The sequence below is a fragment of the Vibrio crassostreae genome (assembly GCF_041439375.1).
Lineage (GTDB): Bacteria > Pseudomonadota > Gammaproteobacteria > Enterobacterales > Vibrionaceae > Vibrio > Vibrio crassostreae_D.
Genome location: NZ_JBGONY010000003.1, coordinates 25,808 through 52,360 on the forward strand (window position 1 = coordinate 25,808; position 26,553 = coordinate 52,360).

At 44.1% G+C, this 26,553-nt stretch carries 24 protein-coding genes; 12 read left to right on the top strand and 12 right to left on the bottom strand.

The window, feature by feature from the left end; genetic code table 11:
- Positions 1-151: 151 nt before the first annotated feature.
- Positions 152-1,114 (top strand): ferrochelatase, encoded by a 963-nt coding sequence (hemH, locus tag ACED45_RS02275; RefSeq protein WP_048660859.1) that lies wholly within the window; start codon positions 152-154, stop codon positions 1,112-1,114.
- A 105-nt stretch (positions 1,115-1,219) separates the two neighbouring features.
- Here the strand turns inward: hemH and ACED45_RS02280 are convergent, their stop codons facing one another.
- Positions 1,220-2,614, bottom strand: coding sequence for a peptide MFS transporter (locus tag ACED45_RS02280; RefSeq protein WP_123311293.1), 1,395 nt, complete (start codon positions 2,612-2,614; stop codon positions 1,220-1,222).
- A 501-nt stretch (positions 2,615-3,115) separates the two neighbouring features.
- Between ACED45_RS02280 and rfaH the strand changes: the two genes are divergently transcribed.
- Entirely contained in the window at positions 3,116-3,622 is a 507-nt protein-coding gene (gene rfaH / locus ACED45_RS02285) for a transcription/translation regulatory transformer protein RfaH (protein ID WP_371713253.1), read from the top strand.
- An 81-nt stretch (positions 3,623-3,703) separates the two neighbouring features.
- Here the strand turns inward: rfaH and asnB are convergent, their stop codons facing one another.
- From asnB to nagA, 4 genes are all read right to left on the bottom strand, one after another.
- Positions 3,704-5,374, bottom strand: a complete 1,671-nt coding sequence (gene asnB, locus ACED45_RS02290; RefSeq protein WP_017062196.1) for an asparagine synthase B — start codon at positions 5,372-5,374, stop codon at positions 3,704-3,706.
- A 235-nt stretch (positions 5,375-5,609) separates the two neighbouring features.
- Positions 5,610-7,196 carry a cation:proton antiporter family protein gene (locus ACED45_RS02295; RefSeq protein WP_065675885.1) on the bottom strand — a complete coding sequence of 529 codons (1,587 nt, stop codon included), beginning with the start codon at positions 7,194-7,196 and terminating at the stop codon, positions 5,610-5,612.
- A gap of 84 nt (positions 7,197-7,280) precedes the next feature.
- A complete protein-coding gene (gene nagC, locus ACED45_RS02300) occupies positions 7,281-8,495 on the bottom strand; it encodes a DNA-binding transcriptional regulator NagC (RefSeq protein WP_061019534.1) in 1,215 nt (404 codons plus the stop codon).
- A 2-nt stretch (positions 8,496-8,497) separates the two neighbouring features.
- Complete coding sequence (gene nagA, locus ACED45_RS02305) at positions 8,498-9,634, bottom strand: N-acetylglucosamine-6-phosphate deacetylase (protein WP_019820501.1); 1,137 nt, start codon at positions 9,632-9,634, stop codon at positions 8,498-8,500.
- Between the two features lie 475 nt (positions 9,635-10,109).
- Here nagA and nagE point away from each other — a divergent pair, with 475 nt between their 5' ends.
- Together nagE and glnS are read left to right on the top strand one after the other, a co-directional pair.
- Positions 10,110-11,669, top strand: coding sequence for an N-acetylglucosamine-specific PTS transporter subunit IIBC (gene nagE, locus ACED45_RS02310; protein WP_048612171.1), 1,560 nt, complete (start codon positions 10,110-10,112; stop codon positions 11,667-11,669).
- Between the two features lie 302 nt (positions 11,670-11,971).
- A complete protein-coding gene (gene glnS / locus ACED45_RS02315) occupies positions 11,972-13,639 on the top strand; it encodes a glutamine--tRNA ligase (protein ID WP_108082620.1) in 1,668 nt (555 codons plus the stop codon).
- A 119-nt stretch (positions 13,640-13,758) separates the two neighbouring features.
- Here the strand turns inward: glnS and ACED45_RS02320 are convergent, their stop codons facing one another.
- Positions 13,759-14,376, bottom strand: a complete 618-nt coding sequence (locus tag ACED45_RS02320) for a prepilin-type N-terminal cleavage/methylation domain-containing protein (protein ID WP_102432779.1) — start codon at positions 14,374-14,376, stop codon at positions 13,759-13,761.
- 54 nt (positions 14,377-14,430) lie between these two features.
- Positions 14,431-14,880: a ferric iron uptake transcriptional regulator FcrX gene (gene fcrX / locus ACED45_RS02325; RefSeq protein ID WP_048606469.1), complete on the bottom strand. Its 450-nt coding sequence runs from the start codon at positions 14,878-14,880 to the stop codon at positions 14,431-14,433.
- 207 nt (positions 14,881-15,087) lie between these two features.
- Between fcrX and ACED45_RS02330 the strand changes: the two genes are divergently transcribed.
- The gene (locus ACED45_RS02330) at positions 15,088-15,594 is read left to right on the top strand and encodes a DUF4442 domain-containing protein (protein WP_019820496.1); all 507 of its coding nucleotides are present in this window, start codon (positions 15,088-15,090) and stop codon (positions 15,592-15,594) included.
- 96 nt (positions 15,595-15,690) lie between these two features.
- Here ACED45_RS02330 and fldA read toward each other — a convergent pair whose 3' ends face one another.
- From fldA to ACED45_RS02345, 3 genes are all read right to left on the bottom strand, one after another.
- Positions 15,691-16,224 carry a flavodoxin FldA gene (gene fldA / locus ACED45_RS02335; protein ID WP_010436745.1) on the bottom strand — a complete coding sequence of 178 codons (534 nt, stop codon included), beginning with the start codon at positions 16,222-16,224 and terminating at the stop codon, positions 15,691-15,693.
- A 58-nt stretch (positions 16,225-16,282) separates the two neighbouring features.
- On the bottom strand, positions 16,283-16,501 hold the full coding sequence (locus tag ACED45_RS02340; RefSeq protein ID WP_004737900.1) for a DUF2788 domain-containing protein: 219 nt from the start codon (positions 16,499-16,501) through the stop codon (positions 16,283-16,285).
- A gap of 108 nt (positions 16,502-16,609) precedes the next feature.
- Complete coding sequence (locus ACED45_RS02345) at positions 16,610-17,371, bottom strand: alpha/beta fold hydrolase (RefSeq protein ID WP_048660854.1); 762 nt, start codon at positions 17,369-17,371, stop codon at positions 16,610-16,612.
- A 93-nt stretch (positions 17,372-17,464) separates the two neighbouring features.
- Here ACED45_RS02345 and seqA point away from each other — a divergent pair, with 93 nt between their 5' ends.
- Positions 17,465-18,004 carry a replication initiation negative regulator SeqA gene (gene seqA / locus ACED45_RS02350; RefSeq protein WP_019820493.1) on the top strand — a complete coding sequence of 180 codons (540 nt, stop codon included), beginning with the start codon at positions 17,465-17,467 and terminating at the stop codon, positions 18,002-18,004.
- Positions 18,005-18,095: 91 nt separating this feature from the next.
- The gene (gene pgm / locus ACED45_RS02355) at positions 18,096-19,742 is read left to right on the top strand and encodes a phosphoglucomutase (alpha-D-glucose-1,6-bisphosphate-dependent) (protein ID WP_019820492.1); all 1,647 of its coding nucleotides are present in this window, start codon (positions 18,096-18,098) and stop codon (positions 19,740-19,742) included.
- 126 nt (positions 19,743-19,868) lie between these two features.
- On the opposite strand, the gene ACED45_RS02360 is transcribed toward pgm, so the two are convergent.
- Entirely contained in the window at positions 19,869-20,627 is a 759-nt protein-coding gene (locus tag ACED45_RS02360; RefSeq protein WP_371713254.1) for a DUF1853 family protein, read from the bottom strand.
- A 90-nt stretch (positions 20,628-20,717) separates the two neighbouring features.
- Here ACED45_RS02360 and ACED45_RS02365 point away from each other — a divergent pair, with 90 nt between their 5' ends.
- On the top strand, positions 20,718-21,476 hold the full coding sequence (locus ACED45_RS02365) for a Nif3-like dinuclear metal center hexameric protein (protein ID WP_371713255.1): 759 nt from the start codon (positions 20,718-20,720) through the stop codon (positions 21,474-21,476).
- 103 nt (positions 21,477-21,579) lie between these two features.
- Here the strand turns inward: ACED45_RS02365 and ACED45_RS02370 are convergent, their stop codons facing one another.
- Positions 21,580-22,869 (bottom strand): citrate synthase, encoded by a 1,290-nt coding sequence (locus ACED45_RS02370; protein WP_019820487.1) that lies wholly within the window; start codon positions 22,867-22,869, stop codon positions 21,580-21,582.
- Between the two features lie 417 nt (positions 22,870-23,286).
- On the opposite strand from ACED45_RS02370, the gene sdhC reads away from it, so the two are divergent.
- Genes sdhC through ACED45_RS02390 form a run of 4 tightly spaced genes read left to right on the top strand, consistent with a single transcriptional unit; the run spans position 23,287 to position 26,513 of the window.
- Complete coding sequence (sdhC, locus tag ACED45_RS02375; protein ID WP_019820486.1) at positions 23,287-23,679, top strand: succinate dehydrogenase cytochrome b556 subunit; 393 nt, start codon at positions 23,287-23,289, stop codon at positions 23,677-23,679.
- Complete coding sequence (sdhD, locus tag ACED45_RS02380) at positions 23,673-24,020, top strand: succinate dehydrogenase, hydrophobic membrane anchor protein (protein ID WP_010436768.1); 348 nt, start codon at positions 23,673-23,675, stop codon at positions 24,018-24,020. The genes sdhC and sdhD overlap by 7 nt, the downstream gene beginning before the upstream one ends.
- Entirely contained in the window at positions 24,021-25,787 is a 1,767-nt protein-coding gene (gene sdhA, locus ACED45_RS02385) for a succinate dehydrogenase flavoprotein subunit (RefSeq protein ID WP_048606450.1), read from the top strand.
- A gap of 12 nt (positions 25,788-25,799) precedes the next feature.
- Positions 25,800-26,513: a succinate dehydrogenase iron-sulfur subunit gene (locus ACED45_RS02390; RefSeq protein ID WP_010436773.1), complete on the top strand. Its 714-nt coding sequence runs from the start codon at positions 25,800-25,802 to the stop codon at positions 26,511-26,513.
- The last annotated feature ends 40 nt before the right edge of the window (positions 26,514-26,553 follow it).

Here is a 26,553-nt window from a genome sequence, read left to right on the forward strand (position 1 = left end):
TTTGATGAAGGTGGCTCACAATCGAGAGTAGATGTTGCGATATCCCATTTAAAGAATGATTATTCAGACATTTAGTGGGAACCAATGATCTTAAACTTATGCAGATTAGTATATTACTTTCCAGAAAATCACATATTGGTCTCAGGTATCTATGGAAAATAATAAAAAGCAGGGCGTTTTACTGGTGAACTTAGGAACACCAGATTCGGCGACCCCAGCTGGCGTTCGTCGATTTTTGAGTGAATTCTTACACGACAAGCGAGTAGTAAACCTAACCCGTTGGCTTTGGTGCCCAATCTTGCACGGGGTGATTTTACCGATTCGAGCACCCAAAGTAGCCAAGTTGTATCAATCTGTCTGGATGGATGAAGGCTCACCACTGCTTGTGTATTCTCAAAGACAAGCTGAAAAGCTCCAGAAGAAACTAGAGATGCCGGTTGCACTGGGTATGACCTATGGTAACCCAAGCATTAAGACTGGTGTTGAGCAACTGATGGATCAGGGTGTTGAGGACATCATCGTACTGCCTTTATATCCTCAGTACTCTGGCACAACCACAGCGGCAGTTTCTGATGGTTTAACCAAAGCCTTTAAACAGATGCCAGTTATCCCAAGCTATCGCTTTATTCGTGACTACTACTCACACCCTAGCTATGCCAAAGCATTGGCTGAAAGCGTTCGTAGCCATTGGGAACAAAATGGCAGAGCCGATCACTTGGTTTGTTCGTTCCACGGTATTCCGAAGCGCTTAGCTGATGAAGGCGATATCTACCCACAGCATTGTGAAGCAACGACAAAGCTGCTTGCTGCTGAGCTAGGTTTATCTGAAGAAGACATCACCATGACCTACCAATCGCGATTTGGTCGAGAGGAGTGGTTGAAGCCATACACTGACGAGACACTTGAATCACTGCCAAGCAAAGGTATCAAGAAGATCGACATCATGGCACCTGCATTTTCGGTTGACTGTTTGGAAACGTTGGAAGAGATTTCAGACCAGTGTAAAGATACTTTCATTGACGCTGGTGGTTCGGACTTTAGCTACATTATGTGTTTGAACGACAGAGACTCGCACATCGATATGATGGCAGAGTTAGTCGCTCTATATCGCTAGCAGCTGCTGAGCCTTGATTACGGCTTATCGCATAAATAACAAAAGGGCTGCTCATTGAGCAGCCCTTTTTGAACTTGAAGTTTCTTCTTGAAATAGCTCTAGATATTAAGCAACAGACGTTTCTGCTGTCTCAGCTTTTGGCTCTGCTTCAAGCGTCATGTTGGTTTCTACACCATGCATCCAGGATACAAGCTTACCAGCACAAAGAAGCAGTAATACGCCACTAATTGTTGCTGTAATCGCGATACCACCAAAGATAGACATCGCGCCAAGCTCACCAACGTGAGAACCCACTAGGCCTGCTACGTAGTTTGCAACCGCATTGAAGCCAAACCAAGCACCCATCATTAGTGATGCTAAACGAAGTGGAGCTAGCTTAGTGACCAACGACAGGCCAATAGGCGATAAACAAAGCTCACCAAGGGTATGGAAGAAGAATGCACCTACTAGCCATAACATCGATGTTTTCACTGTTAGGTCGCCACCTTGTTCCATTACCGCACCCATCATGCACACAAAGCCAAGTGCTAAGAAGAACAACGCCATCGCAAATTTAACCGGTGAGTTGGGTTCACGCTTACCTAGTTTCACCCAAAACGCAGCGATGATCGGTGCAAGTGTAATGATGAAGAATGGGTTCAGAGATTGGAACCAAGCAGCAGGAACTTCAAAACCACCAATCATACGGTCAGTATATTGTTGAGTGTAGATGTTCATTAGGCCGCCAGCTTGTTCAAAGCCAGCCCAGAAAACGATTACGAACAGACCCATAATCAGAATAACTTTTAGTCTGTCGAATTCTTCTTTAGTCAGTGGCGCTTTCTCTTTCGATTTGTTCAGCTCTTTTGCTCGAGCAGCCGCAGGTACAGAACCGATGTTGCCTAACCAAGATTGAGCCATCGTCATCTGCATGATCAAGCTAATAACCATACCAATACCAGCAGCCAAGAAACCTGCTTTCCAGCCGAATGAATCGACTGCTGCACCCGAAATCAAGCCACCAAGTAGTGCGCCTAAGTTGATGCCCATGTAGAAAATGGTGAAAGCACCATCACGGCGGTTATCACCTTCCTGGTACAAGTCGCCAACCATGGTCGAGATGTTTGGCTTAAACATACCGTTACCACTGATAAGCAGTGCTAAACCAAGGTACAGAGCGTTGACTTGGTCTAAGCCAATAAAACCGTTAGGTAGGGCAAGTGTGAATTGGCCTAGAGCCATTAATACACCACCAATCAGGATCGATTTACGTTGTCCTAGGTAGTTATCGGCAATCCAGCCACCAATTAATGGTGTGATGTAGACTAAACCCGTGTAGATCCCGTAGAGATCGAGTGCGTCTTTTGTTGACCAACCAAGGCCACCATTAAGGGTGGTATCAGTTAAGAATAAAACAAGAATTGCACGCATTGCATAGTAGGAGAAACGTTCCCATAGCTCTGTGCTAAATAGTAGAAATAGGCCTCTAGGGTGGCCAAAGATGTTGTGGTTGCTTGGCATAAGTTTTACTAATTTTAGGTATTAAAAGATTTTATAGTCATTCATGTATACACAGTGGGATAAAAGTCTGCAATAGACGTATTTTATGGTTACGACAACTTGGTTTAGCTAAGGTATTGATATTAATCATCTTTACTTTTAATGTTGCCCATTTTAAGTGTGCTGCAAACTAATTTTCCAGATTTGAGCTGGTTGGTTAATAACCTTTATTAAAGTCGTGTTGAATAAAAATCTTTAGATGCATTGCTCTGGTGTATCATTTTGAGTTTAAAGGGAGTGGTGTGCTCATTAGGTGGGGTATACATATGCTTACAACAATGAGTCTTTTGATCTCTAAATGATCTCTGTACAATGCTTAACCACTCCGACACCTATAACTTTTTGTTGATAAATTGGTCTGCTACGCATTATTTTTCGTTAGCAACGATTCATTTTATTAATGGCGATTCAACCGTTTTAGGCATGTGGTAAAATATCTAAAAATATAAAATGGCTAGTTAAATGAAACGTTGGTATTTGCTTTACTGTAAGCGAGGTGATCAAAAACGCGCTCAGCAGCACTTAGAGAATCAAGGGGTAGAGTGCTTTTACCCTCAAATAGAAGTCGAAAAGGTGGTGAGAGGGAAAGAAAAGCAGGTCAAAGAACCGCTGTTTCCGTCTTACATCTTTGTTCGCTTCGATTATGAGCAAGGTCCTAGCTTCACGACCGTTCGTTCAACACGTGGCGTTGTGGACTTTATTAAGTTCGGTGCTCGGCCGCACGAGGTCCAAGGAGACTTAGTGTTTGAGCTCAAAGAGTTCGAGAAGTGCTGCAGCATAGAAACTGAAGATTGTTGTGTTGAGTTTGAATCTGGGCAGGTGGTTAAGATTCAGAGTGGCCAGTTTGCCGGGGTTGAGGCTATTTTCGATCAGAAAGACGGTGAGGCTCGATCGATTATGTTGGTAAAAATGATCAGCCACGTGGTTCCTATCAGTATTGAGAACGAAGCACTACAAGCTCACGCATAACTGCAACAATAAAAAATAGGCTTAAAAATAAAAAGGCGCATCATGCGCCTTTTTTAGTCTTTAGGGTTTGTTCAAAACGCTCTAAGCGTTGTAAGCATCGTTGTGAACGGCTTGTACTGCACGGCCCGATGGGTCGACACAGTTTTTGAATGACTCATCCCACTCAATCGCTTTTGCTGATGAACAAGCAACTGAAGGTCCACCTGGTACACACTCTGCCGCAGATTCTAGAGGGAATAGCTCCTCAAAGATTTCACGGTAAGCATAACCTTCCTTGGTTGTTGGCGTGTTGTAAGGGAAACGGAACTTAGCAGCTTCCATTTGTTGATCCGTTACTTTTGCTTCAGCCGTTGCTTTCAATGTATCAATCCAATCGTAGCCAACACCATCAGAGAACTGCTCTTTTTGACGCCATGCGATTGAATCTGGTAGGTAGTCTTCAAAACACTCACGCAGGATGTGCTTCTCCATCTTACCGTTACCACACATCTTGTCTTCAGGGTTCAGGCGCATTGCGACATCGATAAACTCTTTGTCTAAGAATGGTACACGACCTTCAACGCCCCATGCTGCCAATGATTTGTTTGCGCGAGCACAGTCGAACATGCTTAGAGCAAGTAGCTTACGTACTGTTTCTTCGTGGAACTCTTTTGCGTTTGGCGCTTTATGGAAGTAAAGGTAGCCACCAAAGATTTCATCAGCACCTTCACCAGACAATACCATTTTGATGCCCATTGCTTTGATCTTACGAGCAAGTAAGTACATTGGCGTTGATGCACGAATCGTCGTTACATCGTAAGTCTCGATATGGTAGATAACATCACGGATCGCATCTAAGCCTTCCTGAATGGTGTAAGTCATCTCGTGGTGCACAGTACCGATCTTGTCCGCAACTTCACGAGCAGCGATAAGATCTGGTGCGCCTTCAAGGCCAACTGCGAATGAGTGCAGTTGTGGCCACCAAGCTTCAGATTGCTCATCATCTTCGATACGCATTGCAGCAAAGCGTTTAGCGACCGCTGAAGTAATTGATGAATCAAGGCCACCAGATAGAAGTACACCGTAAGGAACGTCAGTCATTAGTTGGCGTTTAACAGCTGCTTCTAGTGCTTCAGTCAGTTCTTCTTTGCTTGTGCTGTTGCCTTGTACCGCAGCGTACTCGTTCCAATCGCGGATGTAGTAGCGTTGAGGTTCTGCATCTTTCGAAGAGTAGAAGCTACCAGGAGGGAATTCACTGATCGTCTTACATACTTCAACCAATGCTTTCATCTCTGAAGCAACGTAGTAGTTACCGTGCTCATCGTAACCTTGGTAAAGCGGGATGATACCAATATGGTCGCGGCCCACTAGGTATTCGTCTTTCTCTTCATCGTATAAAACGAAGGCGAAAATACCGTTAAGCTCTTCTAGAAGGTCTGCACCCATCTCTTGGTATAGCGCTAGGATAACTTCACAGTCAGAATCAGTCTGGAACTGGTACTTATCTTCATAGCGTGCGCGAAGTTCTTTGTGGTTATAAATTTCACCGTTCACTGCAAGAATGTGCTTTTTGTCTTGGCTGTATAGTGGTTGAGCACCACTGTTCAAGCCAACAATAGCAAGACGTTCATGAGCAAGGATTGCTTTTTCACCAGCATAGATACCAGACCAGTCCGGACCACGGTGACGAAGCTTCTTAGACATTTCTAAAGCAATAGGGCGAAGTGCTGCGGCATCACTTTTAATGTCGAGAATGCCAAATACTGAACACATAGAACTTCCTTTTAAATAATTTCTAAATCAACTGCATTCAATTTGCCATTCTGGCTAAAAAAAGCAACCGGATGTGAGCAAAAAAATAATATAAAGGGTGTTCTGTTAGAAATTATCTAATTTTTATGTGCTTTTGGTGTGTGATGTTTAATTGCGGTTGGTTTTTTAAACAAAAACCTCTCAAAAGTGCGAAAAATAGTCAGTTTTGAGAGGTTTAGTTGAACACGGTCTAATACTAGATTTTATTGATATTTGGATTTAACTGTTCGCAAACGTGGCGAGCAAAACCACTACCAGCCTCGCTGTAAATGTTAAATGCCGCATCAACGCCATTCTCTTTCAGTGTTTCGAGTTGATCTGGATATTCAGCAATAGCCGCAATTTGGCCTTTAAAGTTACGTGACTTCAATTGCTCTAAAGCGGTTTGATTACCTTGGTGGTGAGGCATAGCCAGGATCACTAGCTTTACGTTTGCTGTATCTAGAATTCGTTCCCAGAAATCCGGGTCAGTCGCGTCACCAGAGATCACGTTCCTGCCATGGCTTCTGTGATTGTGCGCGGCTTCTTCGCGAACTTCAACACCTAGGCTGACTTTGCCATAGCGAGTGCGTAATTCGTCATAAGCACCAGTACCAATTCGTCCCATACCAAGAATCAGCACTTGGGCACGACCTGGGTCAATTCGCTTATCACGTCGGTGAAGCTTTTCTGACGCATGCTCTTTTAGCCATTTACCTGACTGCTGATAAAGCTTGTGACCAGCTCGGTTTAAAGGTGCTGCGATTAAGAACGACAGTGAAACAGCAATCGCCACAGCCACCAAGATGTCGCCTGACATCCAGCCCATCTTGAAGGCGAGACCACCAACGATGAGGCCAAACTCGCTATAGTTAAACAGTGATAGCGAGGCAAGTAGAGACGTTCGAACACGGAACTTGAAGCGGTTGAGTACCAAGAAGTAGAGAACACCTTTCACTGGCAGCATCAGCAAGAACAAGATTGCGAGCATAAAGCCTTGAATGGTTGGTTGCTCTGACAAACCAATGTTCAAGAAGAAACAGACAAGGAAAAGTTCTTTAAGGTTAAACAGCGACTTTGATAATTCTGAGGCTTTTGGGTGACCAGCAAGTAACATACCTAAAACAAGAGCCCCCAAGTCTGGTTTCACACCAACCAAATGGAATAAACCAGCACCGACGACTAATGCGAAGAAGATGCCTGAAAGAACCAGCATCTCACCGTGACCAACCCAATCGAGCACTTTGTAGAACAGTGGGCGTAATAAGGGTAGGGCAAACAGAGCAATCGCATACCACTCAGGTATTTTGCCCGTAGAAGCCGTTAAGAATACTACGGCGAAGATATCCTGCATGACCAAGATACCAATCGCTAACGTTCCGTAGGTCGCATTCATTTCGCCTTTCTCTTGCAGAGTCTTAACCGCAAATACCGTACTAGAGAATGAAAGAGCAAAACCGAGCAGAACGATCTGTTCTACCGACATGGCAGCTAGCGATGAAATACCTAAGAACTTAAAGCCAAACAGGGCGACGGCGAAAAACAGAGTGGACAAAAGGTTGTGGATTGTCGCGCCAGCCCAGATCTCTTTAGAGAGTAGGGTTTTGATATCGAGCTTTAAGCCGATAGTAAATAGAAGCAGCGTGACACCAAGGTCAGCTAAAGTAATGATGGTGTCATTGGTTTCAAAGCCAAAGGCAAAAAGCCCAAAGCCTGCAACCAAAAAACCAACTAATGGGGGAAGGTGACACTTTAAAGCAATAAATCCTGCGATAAACGCAGTGGATATTAATATAAGTTCCATAACTTGTTGTTGTAGTTCCCTAGCTTAAAAAAACGGGCCGTGTTCATACAAACACGGCCCGCGGAAAATCAGAATTGTTTTTCTTTAGTCTTCGAGAAGCTTTTGAAGCAACACACCGTTGAGCATAGCGCGCTTGATCATTGCAAAAGCTCCCATCGTAGGATGTTTATCGATCTGTGATGCTACAATAGGCAAGCCGCTATGGAAAGTCGTTAACGACTGATTCTCTACATTGCGCTTAATTGCAGGGAAAACAATCTCTTGTGCCTTGGTAATATCACCGGCAATGATAACTTTCTGAGGGTTAAATAAGTTAATCGTCATCGCGATAGCTTTACCTAACTGGTTTCCTACTCGAACTAAGCTTTGCTTGGCTAGTTCGTCACCATTGATCGCGTGATCACAAACATCTTGGATCGTAATTCGTTCAAGCTCTGTTAAAGAAGACTCGTAGCCTTGCTTAATCAGCTTCTGTACTCGCTCAACGATAGCTGGGTTTGCGGCTACGGTTTCAAGACAGCCGAAGTTACCACATTGGCACTGCTCGCCTAGCGGATCAATTTGGATGTGACCAATTTCACCGACGTTACGGTTATGGCCTAAGAAAACTTGGCCATTAACGATAATACCTGCACCTGTACCACGGTGAACACTGACCAAAATAGAATCTTGACTGTCTTTACTTGCTCCGAAGTAGTGCTCAGCAAGCGCCATTCCTCGAACATCATTCCCAACAAAACAAGCGACATGGAATGTGTCGCGAATAATGTCACTTAAAGCCAGGTTATCGATATCCGTGTTTGGCATGTACTCAACAACACCTGTCGTTGGGTTAACCAAGCCTGGAAGCGTGACACCAATAGCAATCAGCTGATCGATCTTTGGTTGGTGTTCAGCAATGAAAGCCTTCAAATTATTAACCAAGCCTTGGGTAAGGTCTGACTGGTCTGAATAATTCAGGTCTTGCTGTTGGAAAGCCAACTCACGACCGCCAAGGTCATGAAGGCTTATTTGAATGTAGTCTCGACCTAAACGCACAGCGACAGAATGAAAAGGTTCTACTTCTGTGGTTAGGGAGATAGCGCGTCTACCGCCAGTAGACGCTTGCTGCGCAACCTCTTTAATTAGGCCGCGCTCTAAAAGTTGGCGGGTAATTTTTGTAACACTTGCCGGTGCGAGTTGGCTTACATCAGCCACTTGTATACGACTGATAGGCCCTTGTTGGTCTATAAGTCGGTATACCGCCGCACTGTTTAGTTGTTTAACTAAGTCTACGTTACCTATTTGTCCGCCATTCATACTTAATTGTGCTCGTATTGTCCGTTAACAACAGTCGCTTTAACGTTAAAGTCTCGGTCAAATACAGCTAGGTTTGCAACCATGCCTTTTTTAATTCGACCTAGCTTGCTTTCTACACCGATAGCCGTAGCTGGGTATAGCGTAGCCATGCGAAGAGCTTCGTCTAAAGCGATACCAGCGTGCTCAACTGTATTCTGAACTGCTTCAATCATAGTCAGAGCTGAGCCGCCCAGTGTGCCGTTTTCATCAACACACTTACCATCACGGTAATATACTTTCTTACCGACAAAAATAAAGTATTCCATGTCAGCACCTGCAGGAGCTGTGGCATCCGTCACTAATACCAACTTTTCTCCCTTGATTTTATGCGCAATTCTGATGTTTGCGTAATCAACGTGGAAACCGTCGGCAATGATCCCAGCGTAAACCTCTGGTGTGTCGTAAATCGCGCCTACAACGCCCGGTTCACGACCAACCATAGGGGTCATTGCATTGAATAGGTGAGTAGCGAACGTGATACCAGATTCGAAACCTTGGCGTGCTTCTGCGTAAGTTGCGTTGGTGTGGCCGATAGAAACGACAACGCCAGCTTTGTGCAGGCGTTCAATGTGTTCAGGGTCGTTTAACTCTGGAGCTAATGTAACTTTTGCAACAAGGTCACTGTTGTCACAGATAAGCTCAATCATTTCGTTGTCAGACTTACGAATGTGATCGACGCTGTGGATGCCTTTTTTCGCAACGTTCAAGTACGGACCTTCTAGGTGCAGACCTAAAGATTGGTTTTGGTACTGGTTGTGGTACTCACGAGCTGCCGTAATAACGGCACGCATATCTTCGTCTGAAGAGGTGATAAGCGTTGGTAAGAAGCTAGTACAGCCAGATTTCAGATTTGCTTTGTGCATGATCTGCATGGTTTCTGCAGTGATCTCATCGTTAAGCATTACACCGCCACAACCGTTCAGTTGTAGGTCAATGAAACCTGGACTTAGGTTTGCTCCGTCTAGGTCGCGAACCTCGATTCCCTCTGGCAATTCAGAGATAGGACAGACTTTTTTGATCAGTTCGTTTTCGATTACAACAGCATGATCGGTCAGAACATCACTACCAGTGTAAATTTTACAGTTACTTAGCGCGTACATAGTCAGCTAATCCTTATTTCGTGAGATCTTTTAAATTCGTTCGTTACCTAAATGCGGACTTAGTTTGCGAGCATCATTTACGTAACGATTTATCTTTTATGGGCAAACGGCTTCAATATGGGAAGCTATTTAAGTAGTTGAAAAATATATGAACAACTGATCGTTATTATACATTTAGGTTCATTGTTAATGATTATTCATACGGCAATAGAAGCCCGCAGATACCATCTTTTTACCTAATGATTAGATTTGGATTTTATCTATAAATGTTCATTTTTTTGAATGATAAAATAAGTTTTATGATCTCGCTAGCAAAAACCTCTGGATTTGGTAAAAACTGGTGATTAGGATCACAAATGGTAAGGTTTTAATTTGCGGAGCAAAATTAATTGAATACACTGAATAGGACTAAATTGAGCGACTAAAATAAGTTTCTCAAACGAATTCTAAAAAATCCTATAGGGGGAAACAACTGGTGAATATTCTAGGATATGCACAGAAGCTTGGTAAGGCGTTAATGCTACCAATCGCAACGCTTCCGATTGCGGCGCTTCTTTTACGTTTAGGTCAAGGCGATCTACTTGATATTCCATTCATGGCGCAAGCTGGTGGTGCTATCTTCGGTAACCTACCATTGCTCTTTGGTCTAGGTATCGCGATTGGTCTTTCTAAAGACGGTAACGGCGCAGCAGGTCTTGCTGGTGCAGTTGCTTACTTCGTACTAACTGCTACAGCAACGACAATTAACGCAGACGTTAACATGTCATTCTTCGGCGGTATCTTCGCAGGTATCATCGCAGGTCACTCTTACAACGCTTTCCACGCGACACGCCTTCCAGAGTGGCTGGCTTTCTTCGCGGGTAAACGTTTAGTACCTATCATGGCCGGTCTATTTGCACTTGTTGCGGGTGCTGTGTCTGGTGTGGTTTGGCCTGGTGTTCAATCTGGTCTAGACGCACTGGCTCACGCAGTATCAACGTCTGGCGCTATCGGCCAATTCGTTTACGGTACTCTTAACCGTGCACTTATCCCTGTAGGTCTACACCACGTATTGAACTCATACTTCTGGTTTGGTATGGGTACATGTCAAGAGATCATCGTTGCTGGTCAAGGCGCATTCGCTAACATCACTCAACTTTGTGTTGACCCAGCACTGGCTAAAACTCTAGTTGTTGGCCAAGAGCACACATTCACATTCGCTAACTCTGTAACTCCAGAAATCACTACTGTAGTTAAAGAAGTGACTGAAACTGTTAAATCTGGTGACCTACACCGTTTCTTCGGCGGCGATAAAGGCGCTGGCGTATTCATGAACGGTTTCTTCCCAGTAATGATGTTCGGTCTACCAGGTGCTGCACTTGCAATGTACCTAGCTGCTCCTGCTGAAAAACGTAGCCAAGTTGGTGGCGCACTATTCTCAGTTGCATTCTGTTCATTCCTAACCGGTATCACAGAGCCGCTAGAATTCATGTTCGTATTCCTAGCTCCTGCTCTATACGCAATGCACGCTGTATTTACAGGTCTGTCTCTAGTAGTTGCTAACATGTTTGGTACTCTGCACGGTTTCGGTTTCTCTGCTGGTCTTATCGACTTCGTATTGAACTGGGGTCTAGCAACTAAACCATTCGTACTACTACTAATCGGTCTTGGTTTCGGTGCTCTATACTTCTTCACTTTCTCTTTCGCAATCCGCGCTTTCAACTTGAAATCGCCAGGTCGTGAAGATGATGACGAAGCTGTTGCAGCTCCTGCTGGCGACGCACCAAAGGGCGACCTTGCACGTCAATACCTGAAAGCTCTAGGTGGTCACGACAACCTAACTTCAATCGACGCTTGTATCACTCGTCTACGCCTAACTCTTAAAGACCGCTCTGTCGCTGATGAAGTTGTTCTTAAGAAACTAGGTGCTAAAGGTGTGGTAAAACTAGGTGAAAACAACCTACAGGTTATCCTAGGCCCACTAGCTGAAATCGTAGCTGGCGAAATGAAAGCTATCGGTGCAGGTGAAGACCTATCTGATGTAAAACTTCCATAGTAAAGGAAGTACTTAATTAAGACGTAAAGTTACTCTTAAGTAAGTATCAAATTGAAAGCCTCCCACATGGGAGGCTTTTTTGTGCCTGCTGTTTAAGGCTACTGAACACGGTTCGTTCTATTCTTCATCGAATAGCAGAAATATTCGCAATTAACGGACGGTTCTTATTGTGCAAAGGCAAAGAATTGTGGATGATTAGCAACAATGATCTTTCAATCTTTGACCGGTGCTAAAAGCGACCGTTTTCTTGGGGACGAAAGATAACTTTCTCTGACAATACTAAATACATAGAGGTGCTATAGATGAGTGAAGCTGAGGCTCGTCCATCGAATTTCATTCGCCAAATTATTGATAAAGATTTAGCGGATGGTACACACAGTAGCGTGCATACTCGTTTCCCGCCGGAGCCAAATGGCTACCTGCACATTGGTCACGCTAAATCTATTTGCTTGAACTTTGGTATTGCTCAGGACTACCAGGGACAATGTAATCTTCGTTTCGATGATACAAACCCTGAAAAAGAAGACGTTGAATACGTTGAGTCAATTAAGAATGATGTAAGCTGGTTAGGCTTCGAATGGTCTGGTGATATTTGTTACTCATCAAACTACTTCGATACGCTTTACGCTTATGCTGTGGAATTAATTAATAAAGGCTTAGCGTATGTTGACGAGCTAAGTCCTGATCAAATCCGTGAGTACCGTGGCACGCTAAAAGAGCCAGGTAAAGCGAGCCCATACCGTGACCGCAGCCCTGAAGAGAACCTAGCGTTGTTTGAAAAAATGCGTGACGGTGGCTTTGAAGAAGGTAAAGCGTGTTTGCGTGCTAAGATCGACATGAGCTCTTCGTTCATGGTTATGCGCGATCCTGTTATCTACCGTGTTCGTTTTGCTCACCACCATCAAACAGCTGACAAGTGGTGCATTTACCCAATGTACGACTTTACTCACTGTATCTCTGATGCGCTGGAAGGTATTACGCACTCTATCTGTACGCTTGAATTCCAAGATAACCGTCGTTTGTACGATTGGGTTCTAGATAACATCACGATTGATTGCCAACCTCGTCAGTACGAGTTTAGTCGCCTGAATCTTGAATACACAGTGATGTCTAAGCGTAAGCTGAACCAACTTGTGGTTGAAAACCTAGTTCAAGGTTGGGATGACCCACGTATGCCTACTATTTCTGGCCTGCGTCGTCGTGGTTTTACTTCAAGCTCTATTCGTGAATTCTGTAAGCGTATTGGCGTGACAAAGCAAGAGAACATGATTGAGTTCGGTTCACTTGAGTCTTGCATTCGTGATGATCTGAACGAAAATGCACCTCGTGCAATGGCCGTTCTGGAGCCAGTTAAGATCGTTATCGAAAACTACGAAGCAGATGCAGTAGAAACGTTAACTGTTGCAAACCATCCAAACAAGCCAGAAATGGGCACTCGCGAAGTACCATTTACCCGTGAAGTTTGGATTGAGCGTGATGACTTCCGTGAAGAAGCAAACAAGAAGTACAAGCGTTTGGTTCTAGGCAAAGAAGTTCGTCTACGTGGCGCTTACGTGATCAAAGCTGAACGTATCGAAAAAGATGCAGAAGGCAACATTACGACTATCTTCTGTTCTTACGATAATGAAACACTGGGTAAGAACCCTGCAGATGGCCGCAAAGTGAAAGGCGTTATCCACTGGGTGTCGGCTGATAAAGCGCTACCTGCTGAGATTCGTTTGTACGATCGTTTATTCACAGTGCCAAACCCAGCCGCTGCTGATGACTTCGCTGCAACGTTAAACCCTGAATCACTTGTTACGCTAAACGGTTTTGTTGAACCTAGCCTAGCAGAAGGTGTTGCAGAGCAAGCGTACCAGTTTGAACGTACAGGCTACTTCTGTGTGGATTCGAAAGACTCTAAAGCAGATGCACTAGTCTTCAACCGTACGGTTGGTCTACGTGATACTTGGGGTAAAACTGAAGCTTAATGCTTGAGCATTTAGTTTGTTAAAAACGACCCAATAAAAAACCGGCTTAGAGCCGGTTTTTTTGTGTCTGCGGATATGTGCCTAGAGAGGACGTTGCTAATTTACTCTACTCGCTCAAGTTATATATCATCTGGTCGAGAGTTCGTGATTTCACCAGTGCGGGAGTTATACCAAAATACGTATTCAGCTCTGTCTGGATTTCTATGATGACCTTCAGCTGTGAAGATGTAATAGCAGAGCGCTTGAGCAGTAACAGAATCGCCCTCTTTAGTTAAAAAGGTTAGATTTTGGCGGCGCGATACAAAATCGAATCCATCAAAATTGTCTCGATCGGTTGTAACCGTAAGATCGCTGTTCATAATCGCGTCCCAGATAGCGACACAACCTTGATGGCCTTGACCTATATTGTAGGGCGCGCCCATTGGCGAATTTTTATCAACACCTAAAGGGTAACCCTCATCGTTGATATCTAGCTGTGGGTTACCGTTAGCATCCTCGCCGAAGCCTGGAAGGTCGTTCATTTCTGAATTACCGCCTCCATTCACTAGCCATTTACTATGCGCGAACGTTATCGCAGTTTGAAATTGAGATTGAGAAGCATCAAACAGAGCGATACGGCCATCAGTTTGAATGTTAAGAAAACGGGGAAGGGCAACAACAGCAAGTACGGCGATAATCACCACAACAACCAACATCTCAATTAAAGTAAAAGCCTTAACTAGCGGGATTCTTTTCATGGATACTTTATGGAGCCCTATATAAAAAACGCCGGCCTAAGCCAGCGTTCTGTATTACTTCTTCGCTTTATGGGCGTCTGGATTGCCTTTGCAATCTCCGCTAATGCTTTTGCCGTACAAGTACAAACTGTGGTTTGTCAGTTGCACGTTGTAACGCTGAGCAATCTCTTTCTGTCTTTCTTCGATGATGTCATCAGAGAATTCGATCACTTCGCCACAATCTAAACATACAAGGTGGTCGTGGTGGTGCTGTGTAGAAAGTTCAAATACAGACTTGCCGCCTTCGAAGTGGTGACGAGTTACAATGCCAGCGTCATCGAATTGGTTAAGTACTCGATAAACGGTTGCAAGACCGATTTCTTCACCTAGGTCGATCAGCTTCTTATATAAATCTTCAGCACTAATATGTTGGCAGTCTGGCTGTTGTAATACTTCTAAAATTTTGAGCCGTGGAAGGGTCACTTTAAGACCTGCATCTTTTAGCGCTTGATTATTGTCTGACATATACTTTCCTGTTGATGATCTGCAGCAATTAACAGAATTCAATATTAATACCATTATAGTTTAGTCAGGCATAACAATAAACCACGAACTTCAAAGGGTTACTTACTGACATCACAATCTGTTTTGTAAATTGGAAGTATCTCACTTATAGTGGAGGTACGACCAGTCAAGGTGGCGGTGTTTCTGATATGAACATGGAATGTTGTTATGAATAAGCAACTCGCAAAAATATATAAACCCAACATTGTAAAATTTGCTCTTAATATTTGGCCTCCCTTTTGGGGAGCGGGTATTCGAATAGCCCACATTAGCGCTGACTTTAGGGTTGTTAAGACGGTACTTAAGCTACGCTGGTGGAATAAGAACGCCAATCGTACTCAATATGGCGGCAGTATCTTTTCTCTTACCGATCCCGTTTACTCATTGATGTTAATGGGAATTTTAGGTGAGCGATATTATGTTTGGGATAAAGAAGCGAGCATTAACTTCATCAAGCCGGGGCAATCGGACTTGTATGCAGATTTTGAGATAAGCCAAGGGCAGCTTGACGATATCTATCGTCAGACACAGCTCGGTGAAAAGTGTTTTCCTGAATTTATTATTCACGTGAAAGATAAGCAGGGTAATGTGGTCTCAGAAATTCAACGCACCCTCTATGTAAGAAAGAAGCCGCAATTTAGAGATGATGATGAAGCATTAGAAGCTGAGTGCTAATTAATAGATTTTAAATAGCAAAAAACCTCCCATAAGGAGGTTTTTTCATATCTACATAATGGTTATTAATTGTAACAATTAACAACCACTAGAGAATTAGTCTTCTAGCTCTGCTAGGCACATCTCTTCGTGGATTTGTTTAACCCAGTTAGATACGCGCTCATCAGTTAGCTCAGGTTGACGGTCTTCATCGATACATAGACCAACGAATTGGCTGTCATCGCCTTCAACTAAACCTTTCGATGCTTCGAATTCGTAGCCTTCAGTTGATGTGTGACCTAGGATAGTACCGCCTTTCGCTTCAACGATGTCACGGATAGTACCCATAGCATCACAGAAGTATTCTGCGTAATCTTCTTGGTCGCCACAACCAAAGATAGCAACAAGCTTAGTTGAGAAATCAATAGCTTCTAGCTCTGGGAAAAAGTCATCCCAATCACATTGTGCTTCGCCGTAGTACCACGTAGGGATACCAAGCAGCAGTAGATCGAAGTTATCGATATCTTCTTTGCTGCTTTTTGCAATGTCTTGAACGTGAACGAGCTGTTTGCTCAATTGCTTTTGAATCATCTTAGCAACAGCTTCAGTGTTACCTGTATCGCTACCAAAGAAGAGACCTACACTTGCCATAGAATCATTACCTTTCATTTTGTCTGTTGTCGGTGTGATAAAGTTCGGAAGAGAATCGTTAGATCCCAGTTCCTTCCCAGCTTAGTTGGATTATCCCTTTGGCGATAAAACCCGCACAGCCAAGGAAAAGTACTAACCATACGATGCGACGACCAAATGGAGGAACATTTCCCTGCTTGAGAACGTCCTTAATTGCCATACCGATTAAAAAGAAAATCGCGGCAAACAGGAGATCTAAACCAACAGATTCAATGATGTTCATGTAGTCGTAAAGCATGGGAACCTTATATACCAATTTTGCTTGGGCGCACTATATCACTGTTGCGAGATAAAGTTAATCTGCAGTGATTACTCAGCTCTCATTTATCGGCATGAAAAAGCGCGCTTAAGCGATGAATTTTCGTATTGCTCTGAGTACTTCAGCTGGCTTTTCTGCGTGTAGCCAATGACCCGTATTGGCAATGACGTGCGCCTTTGCGTTAGAAAATTGCTGCTGAACTGCAGTTTGGTGCTCAGCCGTGAGGTAGTCAGAATCCCCACCTTTTATTAGCAAGGTTTTGACCGAGGTTTTGTCGATCGGTTCCCAACCAATGATGTGAGCGTAGTTTGCAAGTAGTGACGCGACGTTAAAGCGCCACTCCATAATGCCTTGTTCTGACTTGAATAGTGATTTCGTTAAGAACTGGCGAACCCCGTCGATTTCAATATGTTTTGCGAGTACTTTAAGTGCTTCAGAGCGAGATTCTGGTTTTTCTTCTATCACGGCTTGAAGGCCTGCGAATACGTTATCATGGCGACTTTGGGTGTAAGCGACCGGTGCCATGTCCAGTACGATCAGTTTACGTAGCTCTAGGTGTTGGGTGAGTGCCATGGCAACCTTGCCACCCATCGAGTGACCAATCACAGTGACGTCGTCTAACTCGAGATCTTTCAACAGTTGAGAGACATCTTGCGCCATCGCTTGGTAGTCATGAGTGTCACTATGGAAAGATTGGCCGTGGTTACGTAGATCGATACTAAGCACTTGATGATCGGCTTTTAGATCCCTAGCGAGCAAGCCAAGGTTGTCCAGATTACCGAATAATCCATGGATCAAAACAATGGTGTGACCCTCACCTTCAATTTTATAGTTGAGCTGTACTGACATTTTTATCTTATTCATGGTGGGTTTGACGTAGAGTATCCGCGCGGATCTCGCTATAATCCCCCAGAGTTTAAACATTGAGATTGTGAAAAGCGAATGAAAACAATTGAGGTTGATGAGGACCTATACCGTTTTATTGCGGGTCAGACAGAACGTATTGGCGAAAGCGCTTCAGATATTCTGCGCCGCTTGTTACAGGTTGATAGCCAAGGCATGGCTCCGATCGAAGAGATCGTTGAGCCAAAAGGTATCGTTGTTAGCAAAGAGGTAGGCTTTACTCCAGAGAAGTTCGATGGCGTTAAAGAAATGCGCTCACTACTAATATCAGATGAGTTTGCATCACTAAAGAAAGCCATTGATCGTTTCATGCTTGTGTTATCAACACTGCATAAAATCGACCCTTTAAGCTTTTCAGAAGCAACTCAAGTAAAAGGCCGTAAGCGCGTTTACTTTGCAGATAACGAAGCGACGTTGCTAGCAAACGGCAACACGACTAAGCCTAAAGCTATTCCACAAAGTCCTTTTTGGGTTATTACTAATAACAATACAAGCCGAAAAAGACAGATGGTTGAGCAGCTTATGAGCCGCATGAGTTTCCAAGCAGAATTGATAGAAAAAGTAACAGGTTCAATTTAACGAAATCTGATTTAAACCTCATAATATCCATGGATAAGAAGATATTATGAGGTTTTTTTGTTTTTAAATTTTATATATAAGGATGTCGAAAATGGCTATGCACCCTCGTGCTGGGCAGAAAGCTCAGCAGGAAGATCTTCATAATATCCCGGCTTTAGTTGCTAACTATTTCTTACAGCAACCGGATGCTACGAACCCAGATCATAAAGTACTTTTCGGTACTTCAGGTCACCGCGGTACAGCAGACAAATCAACATTTAACGAAAATCACATTCTAGCAATTGCACAAGCGGTTGCTGAAGTTCGTGCCGAGCAAGGTACAACTGGCCCTCTTTTCTTAGGTAAAGATACTCACGCTCTATCTGAGCCTGCGTTCTCTACGGTTATCGAAGTGCTTGTAGCGAACGGTGTTGAAGTTATTATTCAAGAAAACAACGGCTTTACTCCAACACCGGGTATCTCGCACGCGATTCTTACGCACAACCTAGTGAATGACAAAAAAGCCGACGGCATTGTTATCACGCCTTCACATAACCCACCTCAAGACGGCGGTATTAAATACAACCCGACACACGGTGGCCCAGCTGAAGCTGAATTGACTCAAGCGATTGAAGACCGTGCGAACGTGATCATTGCTGAGCAAATGCAAGGTGTTAAGCGTACGCCTATCGCACAGGCTAAACAGTCTGAGCTAGTAAAAGAAGTCGACCTAGTGGCGCCATACGTCGCTGATTTGGTTAACGTCGTTGATATGGAAGCGATCCAGAAAGCAAACATCAAGATTGGTGTTGATCCACTGGGTGGCAGCGGTATTGATTACTGGCGTCAAATTGGTAAAGCGTACAATCTAGATCTTACTCTGGTAAGTGAAGCGGTTGACCCTTCATTCCAATTTATGTCTCTAGATAAAGATGGCGTGGTTCGTATGGACTGTTCTTCTCCATACGCAATGGCAGGCTTACTGGCTCTTAAAGACGAGTACGCTCTAGCGTTTGGTAACGACCCTGATTACGATCGCCACGGCATCGTGACACCTAAAGGCTTGATGAATCCAAACCACTTCTTAGCAGTTTGTATTGATTACCTATACCGTAACCGTGAAGGTTGGGGCAAAGATGTTGCTGTTGGTAAAACACTAGTATCAAGCGCTTTGATTGACCGTGTTGTTGCTGACCTAGGTCGCGAACTTTGTGAAGTGCCAGTTGGTTTCAAATGGTTTGTTGATGGCTTATATAACGGTCAGTTTGGTTTTGGTGGTGAAGAGAGTGCAGGTGCTTCTTTCCTACGTAAAGACGGTACGCCTTGGTCAACAGATAAAGATGGCCTGATTCTTTGCCTACTTGCGGCTGAGATCACAGCTGTGACAGGTAAGAACCCACAAGAATACTACGAAGAACTTGCCGCTAAACACGGTGAATCTAAGTACAACCGTATTCAAGCGGTAGCAAATGGCGCACAAAAAGACGTGCTTAAAAAGCTATCTCCAGAGATGGTTTCTGCTGAAACACTTGCTGGCGATGCGATTACTGCTCGCTTAACGCATGCTCCAGGTAATGGCGCTGCGATTGGTGGCCTGAAAGTGACCACTGAGAACGGTTGGTTTGCTGCTCGTCCATCAGGCACTGAAGACATCTACAAGATTTACTGTGAAAGCTTTAAGGGTGAAGAGCACCTGAAAGCAATCGAAGCAGAAGCTCAAGAGATTGTGAACCAAGTATTTGCAGCGGCTGGTCTGTAATCGAAATTTGATTACTGGATATAAAAGCTAAATAGATAGAAGGGTTGATGTGAAAACATCAGCCCTTTTTATTTGTGCTGGTTGCGTGTAATAAGCGGGAAAAGGTAAGTGAGTTAGCTTAGACGACTAACCGTGTGGCCAACTTTGTGGCATCACAAACCAGAATTGCCCGGACTTGGTTTGCCCATGGACGAAGCGATCACCAAACTCGGTGATAGGCTTACTGCTGAAATCATCCGTCCCTGCCGCCCATTGTTCTTTGGTGAGAGGGTAGAGCGCTTCAGTGATTAGATGAGCTTGGTTTTGATAGCACCAAAAGCCGTTTACTTGGCTCGGGTTAATGTCGTAGCCCAAACATTCAGTAGGTACGTTTTGCTCTAAGAATGGGTTGGTGTATAGACGACCTTGCATGAGGAGATGTTTTGAGTCGACATCGATCTCTGGATACTGCCCAATAAAAGCGGATGAAGATGACATACCAAGCTGGTGGCTGAGCATCCTTTCGAGCTTCTTATCCAATTGATCGTGAGAGTTGGGGCCAAACCAAGTTTGTTCGTGGAGCAGATAAAACTTAATCGCCACTTCCCAGTGTTCTAACTTTTGGTCGTTCGCTTTTTCGAGAATAAAGTCGATTGCGCCGAGTGTTCTACCCTCAACATTAATCTGGATCTCATCGTGCTTGATTGAATAATTATCCGAAGCAGTGATGACTTGTTCACATAAGTGTTGGTAGAGAAAGCCTAATCTAGGATTACCATCATAAGTATGTGCGTCGTCGAGCTCTTGGTGGTTTGAGAATGCTGTGAGATCAGAAATCGGTGGCTTGATTTCTAGTAATGGTGGTGAGTCGATGACCCATTGGTAAAAACGTTGCAGTGCTGTCATCTCTTCCTCATAAACTCATCGTGGGGCTTTCGACATTCTACCCGTAAATTGATATAACGACGTTATTATAAAGGTAAGCTGGAAATAAAAATGAATAACTTACAATTAGAAAAGCTACTTAACGAAAAACTGCAGCCACAACAGATTAAAGATTACTGCCCGAATGGTCTTCAAGTCGAGGGTGCATCTGAAGTGAAGCGCATCGTTACTGGTGTAACAGCCTCTCAAGCTCTGATTGATAAAGCGGTAGAATTGAATGCCGATGCTTTGTTGGTTCATCACGGTTTCTTTTGGAAAGGTGAGTCAGAAGCGATTCGTGGCATGAAGGGCAAGCGCATTCGTACTCTGATTAAGAATGACATTAATCTTCTAGGTTATCACTTACCTCTCGATATCCACCCTGAACTTGGTAACAACGCCAAGCTCGCTGAGCTGCTTGATATTGAGGTAGAAGGTGGCTTGGAAGGGCACCCACAATCGGTTGCAATGTTTGGTAAATTAAAAAAATCAATGACAGGTGCTGAGTTTTCAGAAAAAATTGATCATGTTCTAAATCGTAAACCACTGCATATTGCTCCTGAAAACGCCGATAAAATGATTGAAACGGTAGGTTGGTGTACTGGTGGTGGTCAAGATTACATTGAGCTGGCGGCTTCTCAAGGTATTGATGCATTTATCTCTGGTGAAATTTCAGAGCGCACAACTTACTCGGCTCGTGAGCAAGACATCCATTACTTTGCCGCAGGTCACCATGCAACAGAACGCGACGGTGTTAAAGCATTGGGCGAGTGGTTAGCAAAAGAGCATGGATTGGATGTTGAGTTTATCGATATCGATAATCCGGTTTAAGAACAGATGCGAGATGAGGGATACGAGTCGATTGTATCCCGTAGAAAAGAAAAGGGGTTGATGTTCTTACATCAACCCCTTTTAACATTATGCTTTATAGCGACTATTCACGTTCGTAAAGTGCTTTAAAGTCACGTTGTTCTTCACCAGTATATAGCTGACGAGGGCGACCGATACGGTTCGTCGGATCGCTGTGCATCTCGTTCCAGTGTGCAATCCAACCGATAGTACGAGACATCGCGAAGATTACTGTGAACATAGACACTGGAATGCCGATTGCTTTCAGAATGATACCTGAATAGAAATCTACGTTCGGGTATAGCTTCTTAGAAACAAAGTACTCATCAGATAGAGCGATACGCTCAAGTTCCATTGCTACGTCTAGTAGTGGATCTTGGATGTTTAGCTCTTTAAGTACTTCGTGACACGCTTCGCGCATTACTGTTGCACGTGGATCGTAGTTCTTGTAAACACGGTGACCGAAGCCCATCAAACGGAATGGGTCATCTTTGTCTTTTGCTTTCGCAACGTATTCTTCAATGTTATCTACGCTACCGATCTCTTCAAGCATACGCAGACAAGCTTCGTTTGCACCGCCGTGAGCAGGGCCCCAAAGTGATGCGATACCTGCAGCGATACATGCAAACGGGTTAGCCCCAGATGAACCAGCAAGACGTACTGTAGACGTAGAAGCATTCTGTTCGTGATCAGCGTGTAGAGTAAAGATTTTATCCATTGCACGAGCGACGATAGGGTTCACTTCATACTCTTCACATGGGTTTGCAAACATCATGTGTAAGAAGTTTTCTGCGTAGCCAAGGTCGTTACGTGGGTAGATAAACGGCTGACCGATTGAATATTTGTAACACATTGCTGCCAGTGTCGGCATTTTTGAAATCAGGCGGTATGCCGCAATTTCACGGTGTGTATCGTTGTTTACATCAAGTGAGTCGTGGTAGAACGCCGCTAGAGCACCTACAACACCACACATTACAGCCATAGGGTGAGCGTCACGGCGGAAGCCGTGGAAGAAACTAGCAATTTGCTCATGCACCATAGTGTGACGTGTCACGGTAGTCTTGAACTTTTCGTACTCAGCTCGAGATGGGGCTTCACCGTAAAGAAGTATGTAACATACTTCTAAGTAATCAGCGTTATTGGCAAGTTGGTCAATTGGGTAACCACGATGTAAAAGAATACCTTTTCCACCGTCAATAAAAGTGATTTGAGACTCACAGGATGCAGTGGCAAGAAAACCAGGGTCAAAAGTGAAAAAACCATTAGAACCTAGTGTACGAACATCGATCACTGGAGTACCAAGTACACCTTCTGTAATCGGCAGCTCGATTGGCGCTTGACCTTCAATGTGAAGGGTAGCTTTCTTATCCGCCATAACAATCTCCTTTGTTTATTATTTAATCCGTCCAGGATGTTTATGTGCCATTTTTTTACTGGTCTTACGTGGGAAAGTCAATTTTTCTGCAGCTTTGTGTGCACTTGTTAGTGTTTTTTACATTAAATTCGTTAAAAATCTGGTCTGTGTAGCATTATTTGTTACATCAATTGTATTAGAATGTTGCCAGCCGTATAGTGGCGCTGAAAAGTTTGGTTAAAACCTTATAAATGCAAGGCTAAGAAGAAATGTGAGGTGTCTTTCTTAATCGAGCAGTTAACAATTATTTTACAATTATCTAAGGCTCAACTTCAGTTATTTGTTAAGTTAATGTTAAATTTTGAAGGTTAGCAATCAAATTTTGTCCATAACAATATCATAAGGTTATTTAATGACCATAATGCTCAATGGAGCTGAGTGAGCAAGCCCGTGAAAGAAAGAAAGACAAGACCTGTTAATTTAGATTTACAGACCATCCACTTTCCAATCACAGCAATAGCTTCCATCCTACACCGTGTGTCTGGGGTGATAACTTTTGTCGCGATTGGAATTTTGCTTTGGTTACTATCCATTTCCCTCTCATCCCCAGTAGGCTTTATGGAAGCTAGCGACATTGTCGATGGTTTCTTCGTGAAGTTTATTCTGTGGGGCATTTTAACCGCTTTGGCTTACCACATTGCTGGTGGTATTCGTCACCTTCTTATGGACCTAGGTCACTTTGAAGAGCTGGAATCTGGCGCTAAGAGCGCTAAGGTTGCATTCGCAGCAACAGCGGTATTGTCTCTACTAGCGGGGATCTTAGTATGGTAAACAACGTTTCTACTTTTGGTCGTAATGGTGTTCATGATTATCTACTGATTCGTGCAACTGCCATCATTATGACTCTTTACACTATCTACCTAGTAAGCTTCTGTGCTTTCTCTGGTGATATCTCTTACGCATCTTGGACGCAATTCTTTGGTGGAACATTCACTAAAGTCTTCACCATGTTAGCGCTTACTTCTGTTTTGGTTCACGCGTGGATCGGCCTATGGCAAGTACTAACTGACTACATCAAATGCGCAAAACTGCGTGTTGGTCTTCAAGTTGGTGTTGTTGCAGTTCTTCTTGGATATTTCTTCTCTGGTCTGTTTATTTTGTGGGGTGCGTAAGTGACTATTCCTGTTCGTGAGTTTGATGCCGTAGTTATCGGCGCTGGTGGTGCAGGTATGCGTGCCGCACTGCAAATTTCTGAGCAAGGCCTATCTTGTGCATTGCTTTCTAAAGTTTTCCCTACTCGTTCTCATACGGTTTCTGCGCAAGGCGGCATCACTGTTGCTCTTGGTAACGCGCACGAAGACCATTGGGAACAACACATGTATGACACAGTAAAAGGTTCTGATTACATCGGTGACCAAGACGCTATCGAGTACATGTGTAAAAACGGTCCTGAGTCGGTAATCGAACTTGAAAAAATGGGCCTACCTTTCTCACGTTTTGAGAACGGTACTATTTACCAACGTCCTTTCGGTGGTCAATCTAAAAACTTTGGTGGTGAGCAAGCGGCTCGTACCGCAGCTGCAGCCGACCGTACTGGTCACGCACTGCTTCATACGCTTTACCAACAAAACATTAAACACAAAACGACGGTTTTCTCTGAGTGGTATGCACTGGATCTTGTGAAGAACGAAGATGGTGCAATCTTAGGTACAACCGCGCTTTGTATGGAAACTGGCGAAGTTTGCTACTTCAAAGCGAAGGCAACAATCCTTGCTACTGGTGGTGCTGGTCGTATCTACGCTTCGACAACTAACGCACACATCAACACTGGTGACGGTGTTGGTATGGCGATTCGTGCTGGCGTTCCAATGCAAGACATCGAAATGTGGCAGTTCCACCCAACGGGTATTGCTGGCGCTGGTGTATTGGTAACGGAAGGTTGTCGTGGTGAAGGTGGTTACCTTCTCAATAAAGACGGCGAACGTTTCATGGAACGTTACGCACCAAACGCTAAAGACTTAGCGGGTCGTGATGTTGTTGCTCGTTCAATGATGGTTGAAATCCGTGAAGGTCGCGGCTGCGATGGCCCTTGGGGTCCACACATCAAGCTGAAACTTGATCACCTAGGTAAAGAGACGCTTGAATCTCGTCTTCCTGGTGTATGTGAACTTTCTCGTACCTTTGCTCACGTTGATCCAGTGAAAGAGCCAATCCCAGTAATCCCAACATGTCACTACATGATGGGTGGTGTTCCAACACAAGTTTCTGGTCAAGCTATTAAGCAAACTGAAGACGGAAGCGATGTTGAAATACAAGGCCTATTTGCTTGTGGTGAAATTGCATCAGTTTCTGTACACGGTGCTAACCGTCTAGGTGGTAACTCACTGCTTGATTTAGTGGTATTTGGTCGTGCGACAGGTCTACACCTAGGTGAGACACTGAAGAAGCAAGACGAAGCTAAGCCTGCAACTGAAGCTGACATTGAACGTTCACTAGAGCGTTACAACCGTTGGGAAAACAGCACAGACGGTGAAGATCCAGCGCAAATTCGTAAAGATCTTCAGCAATGTATGCAGAACAACTTCTCGGTATTCCGTGAAGGTAAAGCAATGGCTGAAGGCCTAGAAGAGCTTAAAGCGATTCGCGAACGTCTGAAGAATGCACACCTATCTGACAAGTCGACAGAGTTCAACACTCAACGTATCGAGTGTCTAGAGCTTGAAAACTTGATGGAAACGGCATTCGCAACGGCTGTTGCTGCAAACTTCCGTACAGAGAGCCGTGGCGCACACGCTCGATTCGATTTCCCTGACCGTGATGATGAGCAATGGCTATGCCACTCACTTTACAACCCAGAGTCAGAGAGCATGACTAAGCGTGGTGTAAACATGGAACCTATCCATCGTGAAGCGTTCCCACCAAAAGCACGTACGTACTAAGGAGATATGACCATGAAACTGAATTTCTCTTTATACCGTTACAATCCAGATGTCGACCAGAAGCCTTATATGAAGGAATACACTCTAGAAGTGGATGAAGGTTCAGACATGATGCTTTTGGATGCGCTTATTCTGTTGAAAGAGCAAGATCCAACAATCTCATTCCGTCGCTCATGCCGTGAAGGCGTATGTGGCTCTGATGGTTTGAACATGAACGGTAAAAATGGCCTAGCGTGTATCACGCCATTGTCTGCGCTTTCTGGCCAAGACAAGATTGTGATTCGCCCACTGCCTGGCTTACCCGTTGTTCGTGACCTAATTGTAGACATGACTCAGTTCTACGATAACTACGAAAAAGTGAAGCCATTCTTAGTGTCTGATGGCAATGTGCCACCGGCTCGCGAAAACTTACAAAGCCCTGATGAGCGTGCTCATTTAGATGGATTGTACGAATGTATCATGTGTGCATGTTGTACAACGTCATGCCCATCGTTCTGGTGGAACCCTGACAAATTCATCGGACCAGCAGGCCTGCTTGCAGCGTACCGTTGGCTAATTGATAGCCGAGATACAGCGACAGACGAACGTTTGTCCGATCTTGATGATGCATTTAGCGTTTTTCGTTGCCATGGCATCATGAATTGTGTAAGTGTTTGTCCTAAGGGATTAAATCCGACGAAAGCGATTGGTCACATCAAGACCATGCTAGTGAATCGTTCGGTTTAAGTTATATAAAAATTGCCGCCCTAGAAGTTTTGGGGCGGCC